This is a genomic window from Bacillus sp. FSL L8-0199 (assembly GCF_038005705.1).
Taxonomy (GTDB): Bacteria; Bacillota; Bacilli; order Bacillales; family Bacillaceae_G; genus Bacillus_A; species Bacillus_A cereus.
This window is the reverse complement of sequence record NZ_JBBOTS010000001.1, coordinates 1113313-1133904: the sequence shown is the minus strand read 5'-3', so window position 1 is coordinate 1133904 and position 20592 is coordinate 1113313. Positions and strand designations below refer to the sequence as shown.

The following is a 20592-nucleotide window of genomic DNA, read 5'->3' as shown; positions in this document are numbered from 1 at the left end:
TTTGCTACTATAATTGTATTATAGTACACGAAAAAAGACAAACTGAGTTGTTTGTCTTTTCTATACTTCTACTTCATTATATCAACCTTTTGAAAAATTCGTTTGCACCTCTTGAATTGGCCAATATCGCAAATCAACTTTACCGACAACTGTATCAGCTTTTACAAAGCCAAAGTGTCTACTATCCCAGCTCCCGAGCCGGTTATCACCTACTACAAAAATAAACCCGGGTGGCACCAGCTTTTCTTTCGTTAACTCTTCTAATGTAAAGTCGCCTGTTAGTTGCCTTCCATTTATCTCTTTCTTATACTTCTCTAAATACGGCTCATCAATAAATTGACCGTTTATATATAACTTATCCTGCTTATATTCAATATGATCTCCAGGTAAACCGATAACCCGCTTTACATAGTCCTCTTTTTTATTCGCATGAAATACCACAACGTCAAATCTGTTCAAGTCCCCAACTTGATAACTCACCTTATTTACAACTAGCATATTGCCATCTTGCAATGTCGGCATCATTGACTTCCCCTCTACAACATACGTTGAAAAGAAAAACGTTCGAAAAAATACAGCTAATAATACACCAATTAAAATTGTTCGTATCCACTCTATGCCTTCTTTTTTCAAAGTTTTCTTCATCTGCTTCTCCCCTTATCCTTTAATACTGAAGCTTTCCTTTACAAAGAAGACTATTCTTAATGTAGTTCTAACTTTACTTCGATTTTCTTACCGACATACCATAAAATAAAAATACCAATCCCTACAATAACTGATTTCACTGGATTATGAATAAATGACATTAAATCATGACCGATATACGTTAAAATAAAAATCATCACAAGTTTTCCGAATGCTAACGCTAGACCAAACTGTTTTACACTAATTCGGGATAAACCAGCGACAACATTTATTAGCGCTGACGGTGTAAACGGAAAACAAAATATAACAAAAATCGGTGCGAATCCTTTCCTTTCAATCCACCCCATTGCTTTTCGTACTCTCTCATGCTTATTTACAAACGAAAAGAAACGACTGCGACCAAAATGGCGGATGATGAAAAAGACAAGTAATGCACCCATTACTGATCCAAGCCATGAATAAAGAAAACCGAGCCAAAAGCCAAATGCAACAGCATTCGCCAGTACAAATACAATAAGCGGTAATACCGGAATCAACGCCTCTATCATCGGTAAACCAATACCAAGAAGTGGTCCGAACGCTTTATAACTCTCAACAATATGATCCATATTTTCTGGTGAAAAATACTCTTTGATTGTCTGAAAATCCATTCTACACTTTACCCCTTTACTCTAAATACTATCCCTACTGTATCATTGCTTATATGAAAGAGGAAATGGTAGATACGACATACGGAGATGTATTTATTAAAGTTTCCATATCTTTCATAAGAATTCCTTCATTATTTAGCTATGATAATCTATCAATATTTGACAAGATATTACATATTAATAACACCCTATCCAACAATATCCTTATATCCCTTCAAAAATAGTATATTACAAATAATTTATTTAAATATAAAAAAATAGTATTTTTTACATTTTTTATTAAAAAAACAACATAAATCTGTTATACTAAATATCGCAATATATTTATTTTATATTTTTAGGAGGAAATACTTTGAAAGACACAGTAAAATTATTAAAATGGGTTACTGGTGCCTTAGAGGCTTTACTGGGAATACCTGTACTCGGAGGAACTATTGTTGTTTCTTTACTTTGGTTACCACTTCTTTTCATGCTAGTATTACATATTGTTACTTTAGTATTGGCTAAAAAAGCTAATATGAGCGCTAACGGTAATGTGCTAGGAATTGTAACTTCTTGCCTTGCATGGATTCCGTTTGTAGGAATGATTTTGCATATTTTATCAGCTATCTTCATTATGATGGATGCTGCCCGTAAGGAAGAAACTTATTAATATTTAAATAGCAAAAAAGCTGTCCTAGAATGCCGCTTAAAGCAACATTCTAGAGGCAGCTTTTTCTATATTACACTTCTTCTTCTCTAACAAAATACACCTTCTCATAAGCGGGTCTTAATGTTGATTCCTCTTTTTTATCGACCTCTTTAAAACAAGGATTCCCTTGTTTTTTCCTACGATCTTCATATTCAGTACGTAATTTCGCTGTACGATTTTGTTGATTTTCAAAACTAGTTTTTGATATTTCTAATTTCACAGCAAAGCCATTTATAAATCTAATAATAAGATTTCCATCTTCTAATTCTTTATTACTTTCAATATAAAAATGAGACAACCAAGCGCACTCTTTTCTAGAGTAAGAATAGGTAGGGAAAAAATAAAGTTGATCTGCTGGACTAATCGCAATCGGTGCTTTATGTGTAATATGAGTTAACTCTTTCGTTCCTTCTTTTCTGCCCAAGAAACTAGAGCCATGCTTGCGGCAACTTCTTTCTATAATATCTAGAGGTTTTTGAAATACGAAAAAAGAATCATTCATTTCAACGACTCGCGTAACAATTTTCTTTTCACTTAGAATAACAGGAAGTAAGGCCATCGTATTTTTCGTTACAACATAATTTTCGACATAGCGTTCCACTTTACTTTCCATACTCCATTATCTCCTTTTTTCCATTTATATTAGCAGCTGCATATATAATTTTAGCATCTATGAAAAGGAAATAGCTTACAAGTTCCGCTTTTTTACAATTTTTTATCATTTATCAAACATTTGTTAAACAACAAAATCAAAATATAGAAATTAATTAATTTTAAAGTTATAAAAACAGCATTTATACTACCTATAAATATTTATTATCCATTCCTCATTTCACATCATTACAACAACTAACTTTGCTATAATTAAAATGTAAATCCAATATATGGAGGGCCACTATGGAAGAAAAAGAGATCCAACCATCGATTCAAATGAAAAATAGTAGCGTCATTATCGTGAAAAACTCAGCTAGTATTATATTCGGTTTATTTTTCATTCTGCTATTCTTTGCCAAACCGTTTCGTAAATCAAAATGTCCAGAATGTAAAAAACGTGAGAAGAAAAAATCAGGGCAAGAACAATAAAAGGCCTTCCTTTATGGAATGCCTTTTTACATTTGTAGTATCATTTTATTTATTCTTCTTCACCCTAAAAAACGACTATATTTTCTTCCAAGGTTCTCTACATCTTTTTTGATTTGTAATATGATCCTTATATAAAACATGAGAAAGAGTATTTGTACTTGTTACCCGCTTTTAATTTTTATTAAAAAATTAAAATTTGTACATCTTTATCCATCACTAACAATTCGTTAATTAGTTAACTTTGCAATATAAGTTTTGTATATAATGTCATTCAAAAACACAATATATATAAGTAGCTATTTATAATTACATTGCTTTTTATCGAATTCTAAAAAGGAGTTGTATACTATGGATAAAGAAAATCCATTAAATCAGCAGGTTAATAGCATTCCCTCAGATGCTCTGAATACCCCTAGTAAGGAACAAGAACAACTGTTAGAAACATCATCTCAAAACGTACAAAATTCCAACAACAACGCTAACAAAAAAGATGTTACTCAAGGTCTATCTGGAAAAGATTTCCCCATTTCAACAGAGAATACAAATTTATAGTTATTTACTATCATACGCAGCAAATGCTCTTGCTGAACTAATTCTTCTACAGAAACTAATACGCATTCCAGATAATTTTTTACCAGTTGTAACATCGAAAAAGAGATTTAGATATAAAAACAGGCTCTAAAAAAACTTTCTCCACAACAAAAAAAGGATGGCATTAGCCATCCTTTTTTCCATCATCAACTATAAAATTATAGTTTGATTACGTTTTTAGCTTGAGGTCCACGGTTACCGTCTTCGATTTCGAAGCTAACTTTTTGACCTTCTTCTAAAGATTTGAAACCGTCAGTTTCGATTGCTGAGAAGTGTACGAATACGTCGTTTTCGCCTGGAACTTCGATGAAACCGAAACCTTTTTCGTTGTTAAACCATTTTACTTGTCCTGTTACTGCCATAATTATTTCCTCCTAAGAAAATACAAATTTTAAATTTTTTAGTCTTCCTGTCTAAAAAAAGAATCCACACATTATCAAATACGAAACATAAACTAGTTCTCACATACTTTTTCTCGTTCGTTTTCAGCACTTGATAACATATGGATTGCTTAATTTAACTATTCAACTGACATCATCATAGCACATTAAAATAAAATGTACAATCTTTTTCGAAAATAGAATTTCTAATTTTTAGTATTTCTTATAAAATATAATTATCTCTATTCTAAATAAGGAGGAATTTATGACCAATAAAATTCCTAGAAAAACATTAAAAAGAATTGAAGAGGATATTGAAAATAATAATCTTGGAAAAGCAAGAGATAGGTTGCATGGCCTCATCTTTACATACCCAAATGAATTACATCTTCGAAAACAACTCGGAGATATTTATTATAAATTACAATATCCAGAAATGGCTGGACGTTACTGGTATCTAGAAGAGCATAAAACAGATATTATGCATGAATCATGTTTATTATTTGAAAAATCAATGGGAAATAGTCCTCATCATATTGCACGTGCTTTAAAGTTTAAAGGCGATTCTAACCATATAAAAGGTTTGTATAAAGATCAACCTTTATCTTCAGTGCAGAAGAAAGTAGCAGAGGAGTTAATTTATGAGTATAAAGAAACATGGAAAGATAAGCTAGTTCCTTTTGGCTGTCTAGCATTGCTTGCTTCCCTTCTCTTTTCTGCCGTTGTTGGTCTATTCACTATTTGGAATTGGATTTTTTAATCACAGGGGGAATTTTCACATGTCAAACTACGCTAAAGAAGAAAGGCTAACAGGGGGAAACGTCTCAAGCGTATATCGTTCTGAAAATACTGTTCGGCGAGAGTTAAAGCCAGGCAGTGAAAAGATTCATAAGCTATTGCAACATTTAGAAAACAAAGGATTTCATTATGCTCCAAAGTTTTTAGGTGTAGATGAAAAGGATAGAGAGATTTTATCCTTTATTGAAGGAGAAGCTGGCAATTATCCTTTAAAAGAATATATGCGATCTAATGATGTATTAAAAAAAATAGCAAAGATGCTCCGCCTTTACCATGATGCTGTAAGTGATTTTCCGTTATTAGCTGATTGGAAACCGATGGATCATACTCCAAATAACATTGAGGTTTTATGTCACAATGATTTTGCCATATATAACATTATTTTTAATAATGAGAAGCCAGTAGGGATTATTGATTTCGATGTTGCTGCTCCTGGTCCAAGACTATGGGATATCGCTTATACACTCTATACTTGTGTGCCTTTAAGTAGAGTGTATTATACTGAATCCGGTGAAGCCGTTCATTATGACTCATCGCAACATGCAGATCGTATTAAAGAGAGAGTGAATTTGTTCGTTCAGTCCTATGATAAAAATATGGATGAAGATTACTTAGGAATGGTGTTGCTTCGATTAGAAGGGTTATGTACATATATGAAACGAAAAGCTCAAGAAGGCGACTTGAATTTCCAAAGAATGATCGATGAAGGACATCTAGAGCATTATGAGAAAGATATGAAGTTTATTCGTGATCATAGGGCTGAGTGGAGTTGATTTAGTAATAAAGAAAAGTTAGTATCGTTTTTTGCCGACAACTCAATCTCTCTTTTCGAATCGTTTAGAAAATAACAAGGGGCACCTTTCAAAAAGGTGCCCCTTCCTTTTATTTCGTAAACTGTGCTTCTTCCGTAGATCCTTTTAACGCTGTCGTTGATGAAGTTCCGCCTGTAATCACTTGTGCCACTTCATCAAAGTAACCTGTTCCTACTTCGCGTTGATGACGTGTTGCAGAGTAGCCATGTTTTTCAGCTGCGAATTCTGCTTGTTGTAGTTCAGAGTATGCTGCCATGCCGCGCTCTTTATAGCCACGTGCTAGTTCAAACATACCGTAATTTAATGAATGGAATCCAGCAAGTGTTACGAATTGGAACTTGTAACCGTAAGATGCGATTTCCTTTTGGAAGCTTGCAATTGTTTTTTCATCTAGTTTTTGTTTCCAGTTGAATGAAGGGGAGCAGTTATATGCAAGTAGCTTCCCTGGATGCTCCTTATGAATTGCGTCCGCAAATCGTTTTGCATCTTCTAAATTTGGTTCTGACGTTTCACACCAAACGAGGTCTGCGTACGGTGCATACGCTAAACCGCGCGCAATTGCTTGATCAAGACCTGCATTCGTACGGTAAAACCCTTCTGGTGTTCTTTCTCCTGTAATAAATGCTTTATCAACAGGATCAATATCGCTCGTAATTAAATCAGCTGCATCCGCATCTGTTCTTGCAACGATAATTGTCGGCACTCCCATTACATCTGCTGCAAGGCGTGCAGAAATTAAATTGCGTACTGCTGTTTGCGTTGGTAGTAGTACTTTTCCGCCTAAATGGCCACATTTTTTCTCTGAAGATAATTGATCTTCAAAATGCACACCTGATGCACCTGCTTCAATCATACCTTTCATCAGTTCGAATACATTTAATTGCCCACCAAATCCAGCTTCTGCATCTGCTACAATCGGTACGAAATAGTCTGTATCATCGCTTCCTTCCATATGCTGAATTTGATCCGCACGTTGAAGCGTTTGATTAATTCGTTTTACTACAGCAGGTACGCTGTTCGCTGGATATAAACTTTGGTCTGGATACATATGCCCAGAAAGGTTTGCATCAGCTGCTACTTGCCAACCACTTAAGTAAATCGCTTTTAACCCAGCTTTTACTTGTTGCATCGCTTGGTTTCCTGTTAATGCGCCAAGTGCGTTAATATAGTCTTCTGTATGAAGCGATGTCCAAAGCTTCTCAGCACCACGACGCGCTAACGTATGTTCAATATCAATTGACCCGCGCAGGCGAATTACATCTTCTGCCGAATATGGACGTGTGATCCCTTTCCAACGCTCATCTAATTCCCAGCTTTCTTGTAACTTCTCGATTCTTTCGTTTTTCATTTGTTCCATCCCCTTTTCATTTTTTATAAAATTTCATAACCCGGTAATGTTAAAAATGGTACGAATTCATCATTTCGAACGAGATTTGTAAACAACGTTGTCGCCTCTTGGAATCTCCCTTTCTTAAAGGCTTCCTTACCAATCTCTCTTTCTATTTTTGCTAATTCTTCTTCTTTTAATTCTTCCATTAATTCAAGCGTAATATTACGACCATCATTTAGTTTTCCACCTTCATGACGAATCCATTGCCATACTTGTGCTCTTGAAATTTCAGCTGTTGCCGCATCTTCCATTAAGTTATAAATGGGTGCTGCTCCCCGTCCGCTTAACCAAGATGCAATATATTGAATACCTACGCTAATATTCATGCGAAGGCCCTCTTCTGTAATCGTTCCCACCGGTACCTCTAGTAAATCGTTTTCTGTTACACATATTTCTTCACGTTTTCTAAAAATTTGATTTGGTGTTTTCATAATGTGATTAAACACTTCCATTGCAACCGGTACAAGTCCAGGGTGGGCAACCCAAGTCCCGTCATGACCGTCTAAAGCTTCGCGTTCCTTATCAGCACGCACTTTTTCAAAAGCTGCTTCATTTGCTTCTGGATTATTTTTAATCGGAATTTGTGCCGCCATTCCTCCAATTGCTGGTGCATTACGGCGGTGACATGTTTGAATTACTTTCAAAGAATACGAACGCATAAATGGCGCCGTCATCGTGACTTGTGCTCTATCTGGTAGTAAGAATTTATTATGATTACGGAAACTCTTTAAAAAGCTAAAAATATAATCCCATCTTCCGCAGTTTAAGCCAGCAGAATGATCTTTTAGCTCATACAAAATTTCATCCATTTCAAACGAAGCGTGAATCGTTTCCAGTAACACAGTTGCTTTAATCGTTCCATTTGGAATGCCGATATATTTTTGAGCAAATACGAATACATCATTCCATAATCTCGCTTCTAAATAACTTTCCATTTTCGGTAAGTAAAAGTATGGGCCGCTCCCTTTTGCTAAAAGAGCTTTCGCATTATGGAAAAAGTACAAGCCGAAGTCTACTAAGCTACCCGACATATTTTTCCCATCAACTTGCATATGCTTTTCCTCTAAATGCCATCCTCTTGGACGTACAATGAGTACAGCTGTTTTCTCATTTAATCTATATTCTTTCCCTTTATCATTTTCATGTGAAATCGTTCCCTTTACTGCATCTCGTAAATTGATTTGGCCTTCCACTGCATTTTCCCAAGTTGGTGAATTCGAATCTTCAAAATCCGCCATAAAAAGATGCGCTCCTGAATTTAAAGCGTTAATGACCATCTTTCTATCTACCGGTCCAGTAATCTCTACACGGCGATCCTCTAAGTCTTTTGGCAGCTTGGCAATTGTCCAATCCGCTTCACGTATGTGTTTTGTTTCTTCTAGAAACTTCGGAAACTCCCCTGCATCAATTCTCTTTTGTTTTTCTACACGTTTTTGTAAAAGTTCTATGCGGCGCTCATTAAAATTCTCATGTAGTTCCTTCAAAAAACTAAGCACCTCAGGTGTCAATATTTCGCTGTACGCTGGTAACATTTCTCCAACGAGTGTAACCCGTGAAGTTTGCGTCGACATATTAGCATCCCCTTCTTAAACTGTTTTATAACAGATTTGATTTCATGTTTTATATTATATAACAAATCTTCAGAAAAGGAAGTTTTTTTCGAAAATTCATTTCGTTTTTTTTCAAAACGCCATTCTTTCGCGCTTTATTTCATACAAAAAAGGCCGCTGTTATACAACAACGACCTTTTTGTATTATTTTTGAATTTCACTTTGACTAGTTAAACTTTATTACTGCCCTTGTTCCATATCATGCAATATTGCTCTATGTAAAAACTGTGCGTATTGTTCTCTCGTTACCTTCATAGACGGACCGAATTTACCTTCTCCGATTCCCATTGTAATACCATTTGTTTGTACTGCACTAATTGCATTCGTTGCCCATGAATTTGCTGAAACATCATTAAAGTTATGAGATCCCTTTGCCTGTAGGTCAAAAGCATTCGTAAGAACTTGTGCCATTTCCGCACGCGTTAACGTCGCCTTCGGTCTAAAGTTTCCATTCTCGTCTCCCTGGAAAATTCCGATTTCCGTTAGAGCCAATATCTCCTCGATAAAGCTTGTTGAATTTTCATCGATATCTCCATATGGGTTTTCATATTCATCTTGTTCTTCCATATCAAACACACGGTAAATTAAAGCTGCAACTTGCTCACGTGTTACATTATCCCCAAAACCGAATATTCCATCGCCATATCCCAAAATTATTTCTTGTTCCGCTAATTCATGAATTGCCTCATATGCCCAATGTCCTTTTGGTACATCTTTAAATACAATTGTATTTGCCTTTTGCAACGGTGCACTTTCCGCTTTTACACTATTACTCTCTGCTGAGAATAACACCCCACCCATAATTGTTAATGCTGTAGCTGTTTTTAATAATTTTTTGCTCATCAAATTATCTCCCCAATATGTATATGTTTTTTTAAAAATATACAGAATAAATGGTATAGTGACAATATATTTTCCGACACATTTCGTGACGGTTTTGTGAATCATATTACACATCATGTCTTTTTCATCGGGTTGATTATAAAGCTTGTTTATAACCATAAAAATACATAAATACGAATAATAATTCTTTTTTAAACAAACAAAAAAGCACAAATTTTTCTATTTGTGCTTTCATATTTCACTCTACTTCCAATCCTCTTTCAAATGATAATTAATAATCGCATTATTAATAAACTGAGCATATTGTTCTCTAGGTACAGGGCGATTTAATTCATACATGCCATTCCCAGTTCCTCTCACAACATTATTAGATTGTAACGCACTAATTGCATCTTCTGCCCAGTGACCTTTTGGAATATCTTTAAATGTATGTTTTTGTTTCGTTTCAAAATTAAATGCTCGTTTTAAAATGACAGCCATTTCCGCTCTAGAGATTGGTGCTTTCGGCCTAAAATTCCCTTGGCCATCCCCTGTAAAAACACCACGTTTTGTTAACGCTAAAATTTCCTTTTTAAAAGTGGTTGTACTATCAGAAACATCTTTATATGGATTCCCTACTGGCCCTTCTTCTTTTATCTCAAGTGTTCTGTAAATAGTCCCAGCTACTTGTTCACGTGTTATAAGATCGCCAACACCATACTTCCCGTTTCCATACCCTAATATAATTTTATGATACGCTAAATCCATAATAGCATCATATGCCCAAAATCCGTATGGAACATCTTCAAACACAATCATTTGTGGATACTCTTCCGCTTTTACAGGTGTCACATTCGCCCCTGCAAATATACCTCCTGCCATTGTCGCAATCATCATTACACCCAATATTTTTTTCTTCATTATCCTCTCTCCCTATTTCATTCAAATAAAATGAACTTCATTGTTTCAGGAGTACTATTTTTTGTGAATGTAAGATAAAATGCAAATCTTCTAGAAGAAATATTTCCACTACCTTTCTGCTTTATACCCCCTTCTTTCTTTTTCAAAAAGGAAGTTGTCACATCTAAGGTGTTATATACTAAAACATTCTACAATCTCTTTATAAACTCCTTTTCACTTTATAACTTCCCTTTATTGGCACCTAAAGGAGATGCCTAATGGAGGTTACTATATTCATGGTTTATATTTCAGAGGTAGCATTTTTCACTGAATTTTGAGGTGGGGGTCTTACTGCCCAGCAAATAACAGGATAAAAAAATCATCCTTTTTTCTTAAAAGAGGATGATTTTTTTATATTTATTAACACTCAAATATGCTACTACTTTTGAAGAGTAAATTGGGCAACTATTTGTTTTAATTTTCCTGCTGCGTTATGCATATGTTCAATTGAAACCGAAATCTCTTGAACAGATTTTTCTTGCTGTTGAATAGACTCTTTTACCCTATCAGTTCGGTCAGATGATCTTTGGGAAATTTGAGCCATGTCTTCTGCAGAAGCCGAGATTTCCTCACTACTCGCTGCAATTTCATCTGTAGACATAGATACCGTTTGAATTTGCTCAGATACTTGCTGTACTTTTTCTGTAATTGTTCCAAATACTTTTTCTGTATGCATTACTACTTGTGTACCTGCCTGTACCTCATTATCTACTTTCCCCATCATATGTACCGTATGGTTCGTTGTTCCCATAACTTGAGTAATAAGATTCTCAATTTGTTTTGCAGAATCACTAGATTGTTCTGCTAATTTCCGCACTTCATCTGCCACAATTGCAAATCCTCTACCACTTTCACCAGCACGTGCAGCCTCAATTGCGGCGTTTAATGCTAATAAGTTAATCTGGGAGGTAATACCTTGCATAACATCAATGATTTTAACAATTTCTTCTGATTGTTCTTTCATAGTCTCTACTTGTTTCACACCGCTATGTACCGAATTTTGGATTGTATCCATCTGTTGAATCATTTGTTTCATTAATTTGTTACCACTCTCTGCATCTAATGCTGATTGAGCAGATAATTCATTTACAGAGGATGATGTATTGACTATACTCTGCATTCCTTGCGTCAACTCTTCCATCGCACCCGCAGTTTGTTCCATTGCTTGCATTTGACTCTCTGCACCATTTGCAACTTCTTCAATATCCATAGTGATTTTCTTCGCTGCACTACTAGATACTTCTGATGCAGATACTACTCCGTCTGCATGTTGGAATAAAAGCTGAATATTATTCTCTACTTCTTGCATATTTGTTCTTAGCCCTGCAATCATCTCGTTAAAATTACTTACTAATATACCTAATTCATCCTTAGCAGTATAATCACCATGTACGGTTAAATCTCCTTCTTTCGCTCTTTCCATCATACGACTAACCGTTTGTAAAGGAGCAACTATGAGCTTGCTAATAATATAACTTACTATACATATAACGATTGTAGTAACTACTACAAGAATGATAAAGGTAATAACGGAACGATCAATCATTTTTTGAGAATCTTTAAATACTTGGTCAGCTAAATTTGAAACATACGATTCTAGATCCACTGCATAACCAGCTAACTCTATTCCCTTCGGTTTTAATTCCTTCTGAAATTCATTTACCATTTGTGGCTCATTTGTTACCTTCGCCTTTTCAAATAATTTTTTATATGTATCTTTATAACTTGGCAAAGATTTCTTCATCTTCTGAAATAGTTCATCCTCTTGCTTACTTAAATTAAAACCATCATCATATTCTTTTAATAAAGAATCATATTTTTTAAGATCCTTTTCAATATTATCAATTATCCCCTCTTTATTTGCCACTTCATTTTGTGATGCCGTAATTAATTCTAGTAAGTTATATTCTAATGAATTTTGTGTACGAAGCATTCCTTCTAATAAAATTGCAGAATATTGATAATCATCTACTACAACCTCTGTATCGTGCTTAATCTTATTAATAGAATTAATTGCTACACTGCTCATAATTACCATACCTAAAACTGCTAATGAAATAAGCGCTAATAATTTATATTTCACTTTTAAATTTTGTAAAAAATACATTTTTCCACCTTTATTCCTTTATATATAGATTTTTAGAATTTTATAGCTTATTATTTACAAAATCGCAATAAAAAGCAATGATAAATATTCCCAATATCAAACTTATATCCCTATAAAAAAAGAAGTAGCTATCATGCTACTCCTTTTTGCTTTGTTTCTCATATTGTTCAAACGTATGAATTCTTTCAAAAATTGGTGGGTGCGTGTATAAGAAAAATTTTACTAACGCAGGCGGATTTACTTGGCTTAAACTTGTTTTTGATAAATATTGAAAAGTTTTCACACCAGATTTCCCGTCCTTCGTCATATTTAAAGCATATTGATCTGCGGCTCTTTCTTCTATACGTGAAACGTAGTTTGTTGCTGGTTGTGCTGCAAAAGAGAGGACAGAAGAAATTAAGAAAAATAAAGGTAAAATGGAGAAACATGCTACTTTTGAAATTTGCAATGTATCTCCCCATTTGCGAATACACATATTTATAATACGACTAATTAAAAACATACCTATAAACGATAGCAATACATAACTTGCAACGCCAAAATATATATGTTTCATAACATAATGCCCCATTTCATGAGCCATTATAAATAAAATCTCTTTATCTTTTAACTGCTTAAGCGTTGTATCCCACATTACAATACGAGCGTTAGGACCAATTCCTGTTACGTAAGCATTTAATGCATTCGTTTTTTCTGACATGTTTACTTCATATACGTGTTTAGCAGGAATGTCCGCTTTGTCTGCTATCGCTAAAATTTTCGTTTCTAATTCTTTATTTTTCAGCGTCGAGAAGTCGTTATACAGTGGATCAATAACGACAGGCTGTATGAATGTTAAAAAGATTGTAAATGGAACAGAGAGCGCCCATCCTGCGAGCCACCATCTCTTCGGAAATTTACGGATAAGCCATAATAGAACGGTAACTACGATTAACATAGTCGCATAACTTTCCCAAAAACCGATAACATGATCTTTTATCCAGCTTTGTGTACTTTGTGTTGAAATGCCGTAATCAACGGACACTTTCCGGCCAATCCATTGCATCGGTAAGGCAAGCACTGTTGTCAATAATGATAAATAAAAGAAATAAATCGCAACTTGCAAAACACTTATTTTAGTCGTTTCCTTCGACCATTTCTCAAACTTTCTTGAAATACCTAGCACAAGTACAAATAATAAAATAATCCATTCAAGAGGCGTCGCTAAAAAGTATAGTAAATTTTTCACGCGCGAATAATCTTGGCTTAGCGTAAGCTCTCTAGCACTCATAAACGTTTCTGGATCTGCACTCGTTCCTTTATACATGTCCGGAATAAGTTCATGATTCCATCCAAATAAATACCAATATATAAGTAACGCAAATCCAACGTACAAAAAAAACGACCAACCGATAACCTTCCTCACGCTATTCCCTCCTCTATGCTGCCTGTCTATTATTATTGTAAGTTCGTATACGCTAAATTAGAACAAGCTTATTATGCGAATTGCTCGAGAGCCTTTTATTTACATAAAAAAACTCTTCTACAAATAGAAGAGTTTTACCTACCTTTAGACACTTTCTTCGGTTCACAATCCGTAATAAGGATCACACTTACAAACCAACACGTACCCTACTTGCTTTTTAGATAAAATAAAAAGCCTCTTTAAGGAAGTACATCTATTAATAAACTAAAATCTTGTAAAGAGAAAGAACTATATTTCATAATACCCTGTACAGCTAAAAGTAAAACAAGACCGATCACACACATATAGTTAACGCTTTCTTCATTCTTTTTTTCAGTAACCACTCCACCACTTATACATAAAATCCCTAGCAAATGGAGCGCTAAATACATGAAAAAATAAGCTTCCTCCCAGCGCAAAATAACATTCACTGTCGTTATTAACACTAGACTAAGTAAAATCAAATAAAAAAACTTATTTGATGATATCGTTTCATTCATATAATTTTATACATCCCTTTCAAATTTCGAATTAATGATGTTTCAAAGCTATAAAGTAAATGATTGTTTTCATACCATAAAACAAAAGGAAAGCCACCATTACTTTCTCGAATACTTTATGAATCCACATATACTTCTCTTCATTCTTTTTGAAGATGCGCTTCATCATTTCTTCTACAATTAGACCAAATATTAGTAAAACCCCGAACACAATAAGAAGAGAAATAATATTTTCTTTTAAATGAGTACTAGAAAATACGTAATACTCTGGAAACACAATCGTATCTACTACAGGTTGAAGCCAATGACAAACACTTCTATCACACATATCTGTAATAGACGTAGCATCTATAATGTCTTTTAATATTTTTTCAACCGTCTTCTTCATCTTATTTACTCCCGACTACATCTGAAAAGCTCTTTTTCTGCTCTGCATATATAACTGGCACTTCTTTACTCCAATATTTGCGATTAACAAATAAAAAGATAAGTACTAAGTTTAATCCTGTTATAAAAATAATAAGTCCAGGAAAGAATGTCGTATAATTTGAGAAATCGGCAAAACTCATAATTTTTTCTCTACTTATTAGAAAAGACGCACCTATTACAAATGCATTGTTTAACATATGTATTGCAATTGGCATGAGTAAACTTTTCGTACGAATATATACGATTGACAATACGATGCTGAATATGGCTGCACCGAGGAAATCAACATGTAACAACGCAAACAATATTGCTACAACGATGGTCGCTATGCTCGTTCCCCATTTTGTTGCAAAACGTTGAAGTAAAAATCCGCGAAAAACAAATTCCCCGATAATTGGTGCGATGAATACGACCCTAATGACTTGAGATACATATCCCCCAGTACTATCTACAATTGGTTCATGCAGGGCGTTCATAATAAAGTCCGGTGTAATCCATGCAAAACTATACATATACAAAATAAGATACCCGTAACTAAACATGCATAACATAACCGTAATGTATAAAACTTGTACCAAGTTAAATGTTTCATTTTTATTAACAAATAATGAAAATGAAATGTGGTGCTTTCTATACTCATAAGAAATCCATACCATCGGAAGGATATAGAATATAAGGATATTTATAAAAGAAGAATTTTGTATATGAAATATACTTGTTAGCAAATCGCCACTACTTCTCGCTATTAAAATTAATAGTGCAAATACAATTAAAAAATATCTAGCTCGCATCACTTGAAACGGGTTCACACTCATCTCCTCCCCTATGTTACTTTTATCATATCATTTGATTCTTAATTTTTTGCGAAAGAAAACCTTAAAATTTCCTTAAAAATTCCATAAGTTACAAAATGATGATATGATATTCGAGAAAATTAGGAGGGATATTTATGTACCAAGCAAATATTTTACTCGTTGATGATGAAACAGCAATTTTACAATTACTAACTACCATTCTTGAAAAAGAAGGCTTTTCTCATATTACAACTGCAACATCAGCTGAAATAGCTTTATCTCTAACTAAGCAAAACCATTACGATTTAATTATTTTAGATGTAATGCTTCCTGGACAATCTGGTTTTGATATTTGTCCAATCATTCGCCAACAAACAGATTGTCCAATTTTCTTCCTATCAGCAAAAGCATCTGATTTAGATAAAATATCCGGATTTTCATACGGTGCAGATGATTATATTACGAAACCATTTAATCCATTAGAAGTAGTAGCACGTATGAAAGCACAGCTTCGGAGACATATGAAACAAACCGTACCACACGAACAAAAACCACACTCAATTTCATTTGGAAGATTTGAAATCAATCAGCACTCTGCAGAACTAACAGTAGATGGGCACATTGTCGAATGCTCCGCTCAACTCTTTCAACTACTACTCTTCTTTTGCGAGAATCCGAACTACGTATTTTCGAAAGAGGAAATATATGAAAAAGTTTGGGGAGCACCTGCCTATAATGGCGATGACAACACTGTTATGGTCCACATTCGAAAACTACGTGAAAAAATTGAACACGATCCAAGTAAACCAGAATATATAAAAACCGTTCGCGGGCTTGGTTATAAGTTCGTTACAAAGTAGGGTGACGATATGAATTTTAATAAACGACTTATTATTCAATTTATCATGCAACACGTTTTTGTTTTAGTTACATTACTTATCGCTGTAGTTGCTGCTTTTACTTATTTAATTTTTCTTCTTACTAGTACTTTATACGAACCTAACATTCCGGATTCTGATAGTTTTACAATTTCAAGATACATCTCTTCAGAAGATGGGCATATTTCGTTACAATCTGAAGTACAAGATTTAATAAAGGAGAAAAATGATTGGCTCCAAGTTGTAGATGAAAACGGAAAGATCCTCTACCACTTTAATACACCAAATGATGTTCCGGATGCTTATACGAAGACATCTTTAGTCGCATATATACAACATCATATCGAAAGCAATTATAAATTTACATATTGGGAAATTGAATTAGAAGAAAAGAAAGCACTTGTTATTTATGGTGGTATGTTAAAAAGCAATGCGTTACTGACAGCAATTCAAAAGGAGCATTCCTCTTTAACGATGGATTCGTTCGCATTAACAGACCAAGAAAAACAGTTACTATCTAAAGAAAAAGCAACACTTCAAATATTTAATCAAAATGGCGAAGAGGTTTTTTCCTATCCAACTGGAAAGAAAAAAATATTTTCAGCAATACAAATTGCCCTTAATGAAAAAGAACCGTGGAATCATAAAGAAAACACTTCTAGCTTTTACGATGCAAATAGCGGCAACCTTCTCGTTGTAACTGCAAAAAATGAGCACTACTATCCAAATGACGAAATTGAAGATGTATTTACTAAGAAGTTTCTCATCGGATGCGGATTAATCCTTCTTATCGTATTTGTTTATTTAGTCATTCTTTCTATTTGGTACGGTAATAAATTCGGGAAACCATTATTACATGCGATGCGCTGGCTTAAAAATATCGCTGGTGGAAAGTATGAAGAACCTATTAGTAAAAAAGGAAAACCTGTCAGGTTCCGGCGATCTGGTAAAGAAAAATGGTCATTCCGTTTGTTTAGAGATGTAACAAGTTCACTAGAACACCTTTCTATTACACTCAAAAAAAATGATGCGATGAGACATGTCCTCCAGCAAACACGAGAAGAATGGATTACCGGTCTAACGCATGATTTAAAAACACCACTTAGCTCTATATATGGCTACGCATTATTACTCGAATCGAATCAATATAACTGGACTGATCGTGATATTCAGCAATTTGGTAGTGTTATGAAAGAGAAATCTCAATATATGACGACATTAATTGATGATTTAAGCTTAACGTATCAATTAAAAAATAACAGCCTTCCTGCCCAACACGTAAACGTTGAAATCAATCAGTTCGTTCAAAAAGTATTATTGCAATTTATTAACAATCCAACACTCCAAAATCAAAATATTGAATTCGTACCGAGCTCAAATAAAATTCAATATTTCATTGAAGAAAAATGGTTCCAGCGTATTATCGAAAACTTACTCGTAAACGCGGTAAAACATAATAACGAAACAACTACTGTCACCGTAAAACTATCACAAAACGCTAATTCCTTTACACTCTCCATTTCAGATGATGGAAAAGGAATGGATGAAAAAACGAAAGAACTTCTATTTGAACGATATTACCGCGGAACAAACACAGAAGAAAGCAACATTGGAACTGGACTTGGCCTAGCCATTACAAAACAGCTCGTTCATGCTCATAACGGAACAATTTCCGTTGATAGTGCACTCGGAAAAGGAACGACGATTATTCTTGTATTTCCGTTTCGTTCGTAAGAAAGACGCTATGTGGCGTCTTTTTTTCTTTTCTGGGAGAGTTTTTCGGTAATTGAAATTATGCAGATCGTTTTTTTTGAGGTGTTTTAGCGGTATATGAAATTATATCGGCGATTTTTTGAATATATCGGCGCAACTCGAATTATATCAGCGATTTTTTGAATATATCAGCGCAACTCGAATTATATCAGCGATTTTCTAGATATATCGACTTACCGACAAAAACCGACAATACTAACCTACCTCCCTACTATACAAAGTAAAAATAAAACTATTAACAAATACATTTCTAAACTGTTATACTATAAATAGAAGTATAAACTAGCTAAGTTTTGCATAAAATGAAGTAGACGAGGTGCTTCCAACACCCCGTCACTGCAACTAATTACCGTAAGGTGGAAGGTTGCAACTAAAGCTTATTTGAGCTTAGAAGACTTCCCACGCTTCGCAGGCAGACGGGTGGTCTTCTTTTTACGCTTTTTTGCCGTTAATTTCTTAAATCCCAAAACTATACCTTCTCTAGCTATAGTTTTTGTGACTTCCAACAAAATTTGCAAAAGAAATTCCATACGATTACACCTCCTTTCTTCACCAAATGAAGAAAGGGCATAACCTTCCACCCGCAATATTTAATTGCTGTTTTATTTTACCATTTTCATATGTATTACAGATAAAACAATACAAATTTAACAATCCACTTATAAAAAAAGCGAACCATCTCCCAATGATTCGCTCTTACCCTATTATTTTTTCTTCACCGGTATCCAAAGTTCTACTTGAGCGAACTCACTTTTATCTTCGTGGCAACGCTCATCGTACAGTTCAAACTCTGTAACTCCGCAATGTTCATACCCTGAATGTGGGAACCATTCTGAGAATACTGCATTCCAAGTTTGGTGAATAGACGATACCATTTCTTTATGAGGAACTTTCGGCGTTGTAAATACTGCATATGTTGCTGCAGGGAAAGTACGCTTTGCAATTTCATTTGGTACATTTTCAAAGTCTGTAACTTCCATTCCGATAATATAAGTGAAGTCCCCTGTTTCTAAATTAAAATCAGTACATAATCCAAGCTCTACCCATTGGCTCGTATCTTTACGATTCGGAATCGTTGTTCCAAGATCTTTTTGTAAATATTCTTGCCAAAATGCTGGGATGTCTTGATGGTTTTTCCCTTCTTTACTTGTCGTCTTCAGTTCATAACCTACCATTAAAAATTCTGGTTTATTTACAATACGATATTCCATTTGTATGCCTCCTAAATACGGATTTAATTTTCTTTGCTTTACATTCACGCTGTAATACATCGGTGTTTCAATTTCTTGTTTTCGATATTCACTCGGTGTCATTTGAAATAATTTCTTAAAGGCTCTCGTGAACGTTTCGTGAGATTGAAAGCCATGCTCAAATGCGATATCAATAACTTTTTCATCCGTATGAGAAAGTTGATAAGCTGCCCGGGCTAACCTCCTCTTTCGAACATACTCCATTACTGTATCACCTACTAACGCCTGAAATACACGATGAAAATGCGACTCAGAAAAACCTGCAATACGTGCTAAATTACGCAGCGTCTGTTTTTCCATGACATCTTCCTCAATATAATCAATTGACCTTTGAATTTGTGTTTCATAGCTTTCCATCTCTGTTCACCCGCCTTATATGTACTATGATAAAAGAGAATCCTATCCAATTCTTGACGTTTTTTACTATATTTTTAAAAACAAATGTAACTTTTTGATATGTATTTCGTTGTTATGTATGAAGGGAGGGAAATGTAGTGAAACGCAAACAATCATTAGAAGACATTTACTCCGAGCACATGCAAGATTTATTTCGCTATCTTCTCTCCCTAACCGGAGATTCTCACTACGCGGAAGATCTCATGCAAGAAACGTTTTACCGCATGCTCATCCATATTGACTATTATAAAGGAGAAGAAATTAGGCCGTGGTTATTTACAATTGCCTACAACGCCTTTATCGATTGGTATCGAAAAGAAAAAAGATATAAAACAACGACAGTGGAAGAATTCCATTTACCAAACGTACCAAGTACAGAACACTCTTATTTTGTAAAACATGAGATTGCTAGTTGGTTAGACAGTTTATCTTCGCTTCCCCTTGAAAGACGAAATGTTCTACTATTACGAGATTACTACGGATTCTCGTATAAGGAAATAGCAGAGATGACTGGTCTCTCACTAGCGAAAGTGAAAATTGAATTACACAGGGGACGAAAAGAAACACAAGGCATAAAGGAGTGATTAGG

General features: G+C 34.5%; 23 protein-coding genes and 1 pseudogene. 8 read left to right on the top strand and 16 right to left on the bottom strand.

Translation table 11 applies throughout. The annotated features are described in order from the left end of the window. Window positions 1-81: 81 nt before the first annotated feature. Together lepB and NST86_RS05915 are read right to left on the bottom strand one after the other, a co-directional pair. Window positions 82-645 (bottom strand): signal peptidase I, encoded by a 564-nt coding sequence (gene lepB / locus NST86_RS05920; RefSeq protein WP_000751910.1) that lies wholly within the window; start codon window positions 643-645, stop codon window positions 82-84. A 56-nt stretch (window positions 646-701) separates the two neighbouring features. After that, entirely contained in the window at window positions 702-1295 is a 594-nt protein-coding gene (locus tag NST86_RS05915; RefSeq protein WP_000347520.1) for a TVP38/TMEM64 family protein, read from the bottom strand. Between the two features lie 352 nt (window positions 1296-1647). Between NST86_RS05915 and NST86_RS05910 the strand changes: the two genes are divergently transcribed. Continuing rightward, window positions 1648-1947: a hypothetical protein gene (locus tag NST86_RS05910; RefSeq protein WP_000655757.1), complete on the top strand. Its 300-nt coding sequence runs from the start codon at window positions 1648-1650 to the stop codon at window positions 1945-1947. Between the two features lie 70 nt (window positions 1948-2017). Here NST86_RS05910 and NST86_RS05905 read toward each other — a convergent pair whose 3' ends face one another. Continuing rightward, window positions 2018-2599, bottom strand: a complete 582-nt coding sequence (locus NST86_RS05905) for a competence protein ComK (protein ID WP_000444440.1) — start codon at window positions 2597-2599, stop codon at window positions 2018-2020. Window positions 2600-2883: 284 nt separating this feature from the next. Between NST86_RS05905 and NST86_RS05900 the strand changes: the two genes are divergently transcribed. Together NST86_RS05900 and NST86_RS05895 are read left to right on the top strand one after the other, a co-directional pair. After that, a complete protein-coding gene (locus NST86_RS05900; protein ID WP_000391373.1) occupies window positions 2884-3069 on the top strand; it encodes a hypothetical protein in 186 nt (61 codons plus the stop codon). A gap of 348 nt (window positions 3070-3417) precedes the next feature. Next, window positions 3418-3621 (top strand): hypothetical protein, encoded by a 204-nt coding sequence (locus NST86_RS05895; RefSeq protein WP_000356922.1) that lies wholly within the window; start codon window positions 3418-3420, stop codon window positions 3619-3621. Window positions 3622-3818: 197 nt separating this feature from the next. Here the strand turns inward: NST86_RS05895 and cspA are convergent, their stop codons facing one another. Beyond that, complete coding sequence (gene cspA / locus NST86_RS05890) at window positions 3819-4022, bottom strand: RNA chaperone/antiterminator CspA (RefSeq protein ID WP_000301518.1); 204 nt, start codon at window positions 4020-4022, stop codon at window positions 3819-3821. Window positions 4023-4305: 283 nt separating this feature from the next. Here cspA and NST86_RS05885 point away from each other — a divergent pair, with 283 nt between their 5' ends. Both NST86_RS05885 and NST86_RS05880 read left to right on the top strand, forming a co-directional pair. After that, window positions 4306-4800 (top strand): DUF6584 family protein, encoded by a 495-nt coding sequence (locus NST86_RS05885; protein ID WP_000182391.1) that lies wholly within the window; start codon window positions 4306-4308, stop codon window positions 4798-4800. Window positions 4801-4819: 19 nt separating this feature from the next. Further along, on the top strand, window positions 4820-5611 hold the full coding sequence (locus NST86_RS05880; protein ID WP_000073796.1) for a phosphotransferase: 792 nt from the start codon (window positions 4820-4822) through the stop codon (window positions 5609-5611). Between the two features lie 109 nt (window positions 5612-5720). Here NST86_RS05880 and aceA read toward each other — a convergent pair whose 3' ends face one another. The 10 genes and pseudogenes from aceA to NST86_RS05835 all read right to left on the bottom strand — a co-directional run bounded on the left by aceA (window position 5721) and on the right by NST86_RS05835 (window position 15721). Beyond that, on the bottom strand, window positions 5721-6998 hold the full coding sequence (gene aceA / locus NST86_RS05875; RefSeq protein WP_000787346.1) for an isocitrate lyase: 1278 nt from the start codon (window positions 6996-6998) through the stop codon (window positions 5721-5723). Window positions 6999-7021: 23 nt separating this feature from the next. Beyond that, window positions 7022-8611 (bottom strand): malate synthase A, encoded by a 1590-nt coding sequence (aceB, locus tag NST86_RS05870; RefSeq protein WP_000107347.1) that lies wholly within the window; start codon window positions 8609-8611, stop codon window positions 7022-7024. A 219-nt stretch (window positions 8612-8830) separates the two neighbouring features. After that, on the bottom strand, window positions 8831-9598 hold the full coding sequence (locus NST86_RS05865) for an S-layer homology domain-containing protein (protein WP_114159535.1): 768 nt from the start codon (window positions 9596-9598) through the stop codon (window positions 8831-8833). Window positions 9599-9736: 138 nt separating this feature from the next. Further along, window positions 9737-10393 carry an S-layer homology domain-containing protein gene (locus NST86_RS05860; protein ID WP_000727096.1) on the bottom strand — a complete coding sequence of 219 codons (657 nt, stop codon included), beginning with the start codon at window positions 10391-10393 and terminating at the stop codon, window positions 9737-9739. 418 nt (window positions 10394-10811) lie between these two features. Next, on the bottom strand, window positions 10812-11603 hold the full coding sequence (locus NST86_RS34815; RefSeq protein WP_404978265.1) for a methyl-accepting chemotaxis protein: 792 nt from the start codon (window positions 11601-11603) through the stop codon (window positions 10812-10814). A 156-nt stretch (window positions 11604-11759) separates the two neighbouring features. Then, a pseudogene (locus tag NST86_RS34810) lies at window positions 11760-12539 on the bottom strand (MCP four helix bundle domain-containing protein); the annotation flags it as partial. Window positions 12540-12675: 136 nt separating this feature from the next. Next, window positions 12676-13944: a M48 family metallopeptidase gene (locus tag NST86_RS05850; protein ID WP_001233273.1), complete on the bottom strand. Its 1269-nt coding sequence runs from the start codon at window positions 13942-13944 to the stop codon at window positions 12676-12678. A gap of 239 nt (window positions 13945-14183) precedes the next feature. Then, entirely contained in the window at window positions 14184-14483 is a 300-nt protein-coding gene (locus NST86_RS05845) for a DUF2101 family protein (protein ID WP_001006050.1), read from the bottom strand. Between the two features lie 31 nt (window positions 14484-14514). After that, window positions 14515-14871 (bottom strand): hypothetical protein, encoded by a 357-nt coding sequence (locus tag NST86_RS05840; RefSeq protein ID WP_000754331.1) that lies wholly within the window; start codon window positions 14869-14871, stop codon window positions 14515-14517. 1 nt (window position 14872) lies between these two features. Beyond that, the gene (locus NST86_RS05835; protein ID WP_001067986.1) at window positions 14873-15721 is read right to left on the bottom strand and encodes a CPBP family intramembrane glutamic endopeptidase; all 849 of its coding nucleotides are present in this window, start codon (window positions 15719-15721) and stop codon (window positions 14873-14875) included. Between the two features lie 140 nt (window positions 15722-15861). Here NST86_RS05835 and NST86_RS05830 point away from each other — a divergent pair, with 140 nt between their 5' ends. After that, a complete protein-coding gene (locus NST86_RS05830) occupies window positions 15862-16566 on the top strand; it encodes a response regulator transcription factor (protein ID WP_000283862.1) in 705 nt (234 codons plus the stop codon). Between the two features lie 9 nt (window positions 16567-16575). Beyond that, the gene (locus NST86_RS05825; protein WP_001010438.1) at window positions 16576-18318 is read left to right on the top strand and encodes a sensor histidine kinase; all 1743 of its coding nucleotides are present in this window, start codon (window positions 16576-16578) and stop codon (window positions 18316-18318) included. A gap of 416 nt (window positions 18319-18734) precedes the next feature. On the opposite strand, the gene NST86_RS05820 is transcribed toward NST86_RS05825, so the two are convergent. Further along, window positions 18735-18887: a hypothetical protein gene (locus tag NST86_RS05820; RefSeq protein WP_000394953.1), complete on the bottom strand. Its 153-nt coding sequence runs from the start codon at window positions 18885-18887 to the stop codon at window positions 18735-18737. 174 nt (window positions 18888-19061) lie between these two features. Then, on the bottom strand, window positions 19062-19964 hold the full coding sequence (locus NST86_RS05815; protein WP_000446847.1) for an AraC family transcriptional regulator: 903 nt from the start codon (window positions 19962-19964) through the stop codon (window positions 19062-19064). A 137-nt stretch (window positions 19965-20101) separates the two neighbouring features. On the opposite strand from NST86_RS05815, the gene NST86_RS05810 reads away from it, so the two are divergent. Further along, on the top strand, window positions 20102-20587 hold the full coding sequence (locus NST86_RS05810) for an RNA polymerase sigma factor (protein WP_000823978.1): 486 nt from the start codon (window positions 20102-20104) through the stop codon (window positions 20585-20587). The last annotated feature ends 5 nt before the right edge of the window (window positions 20588-20592 follow it).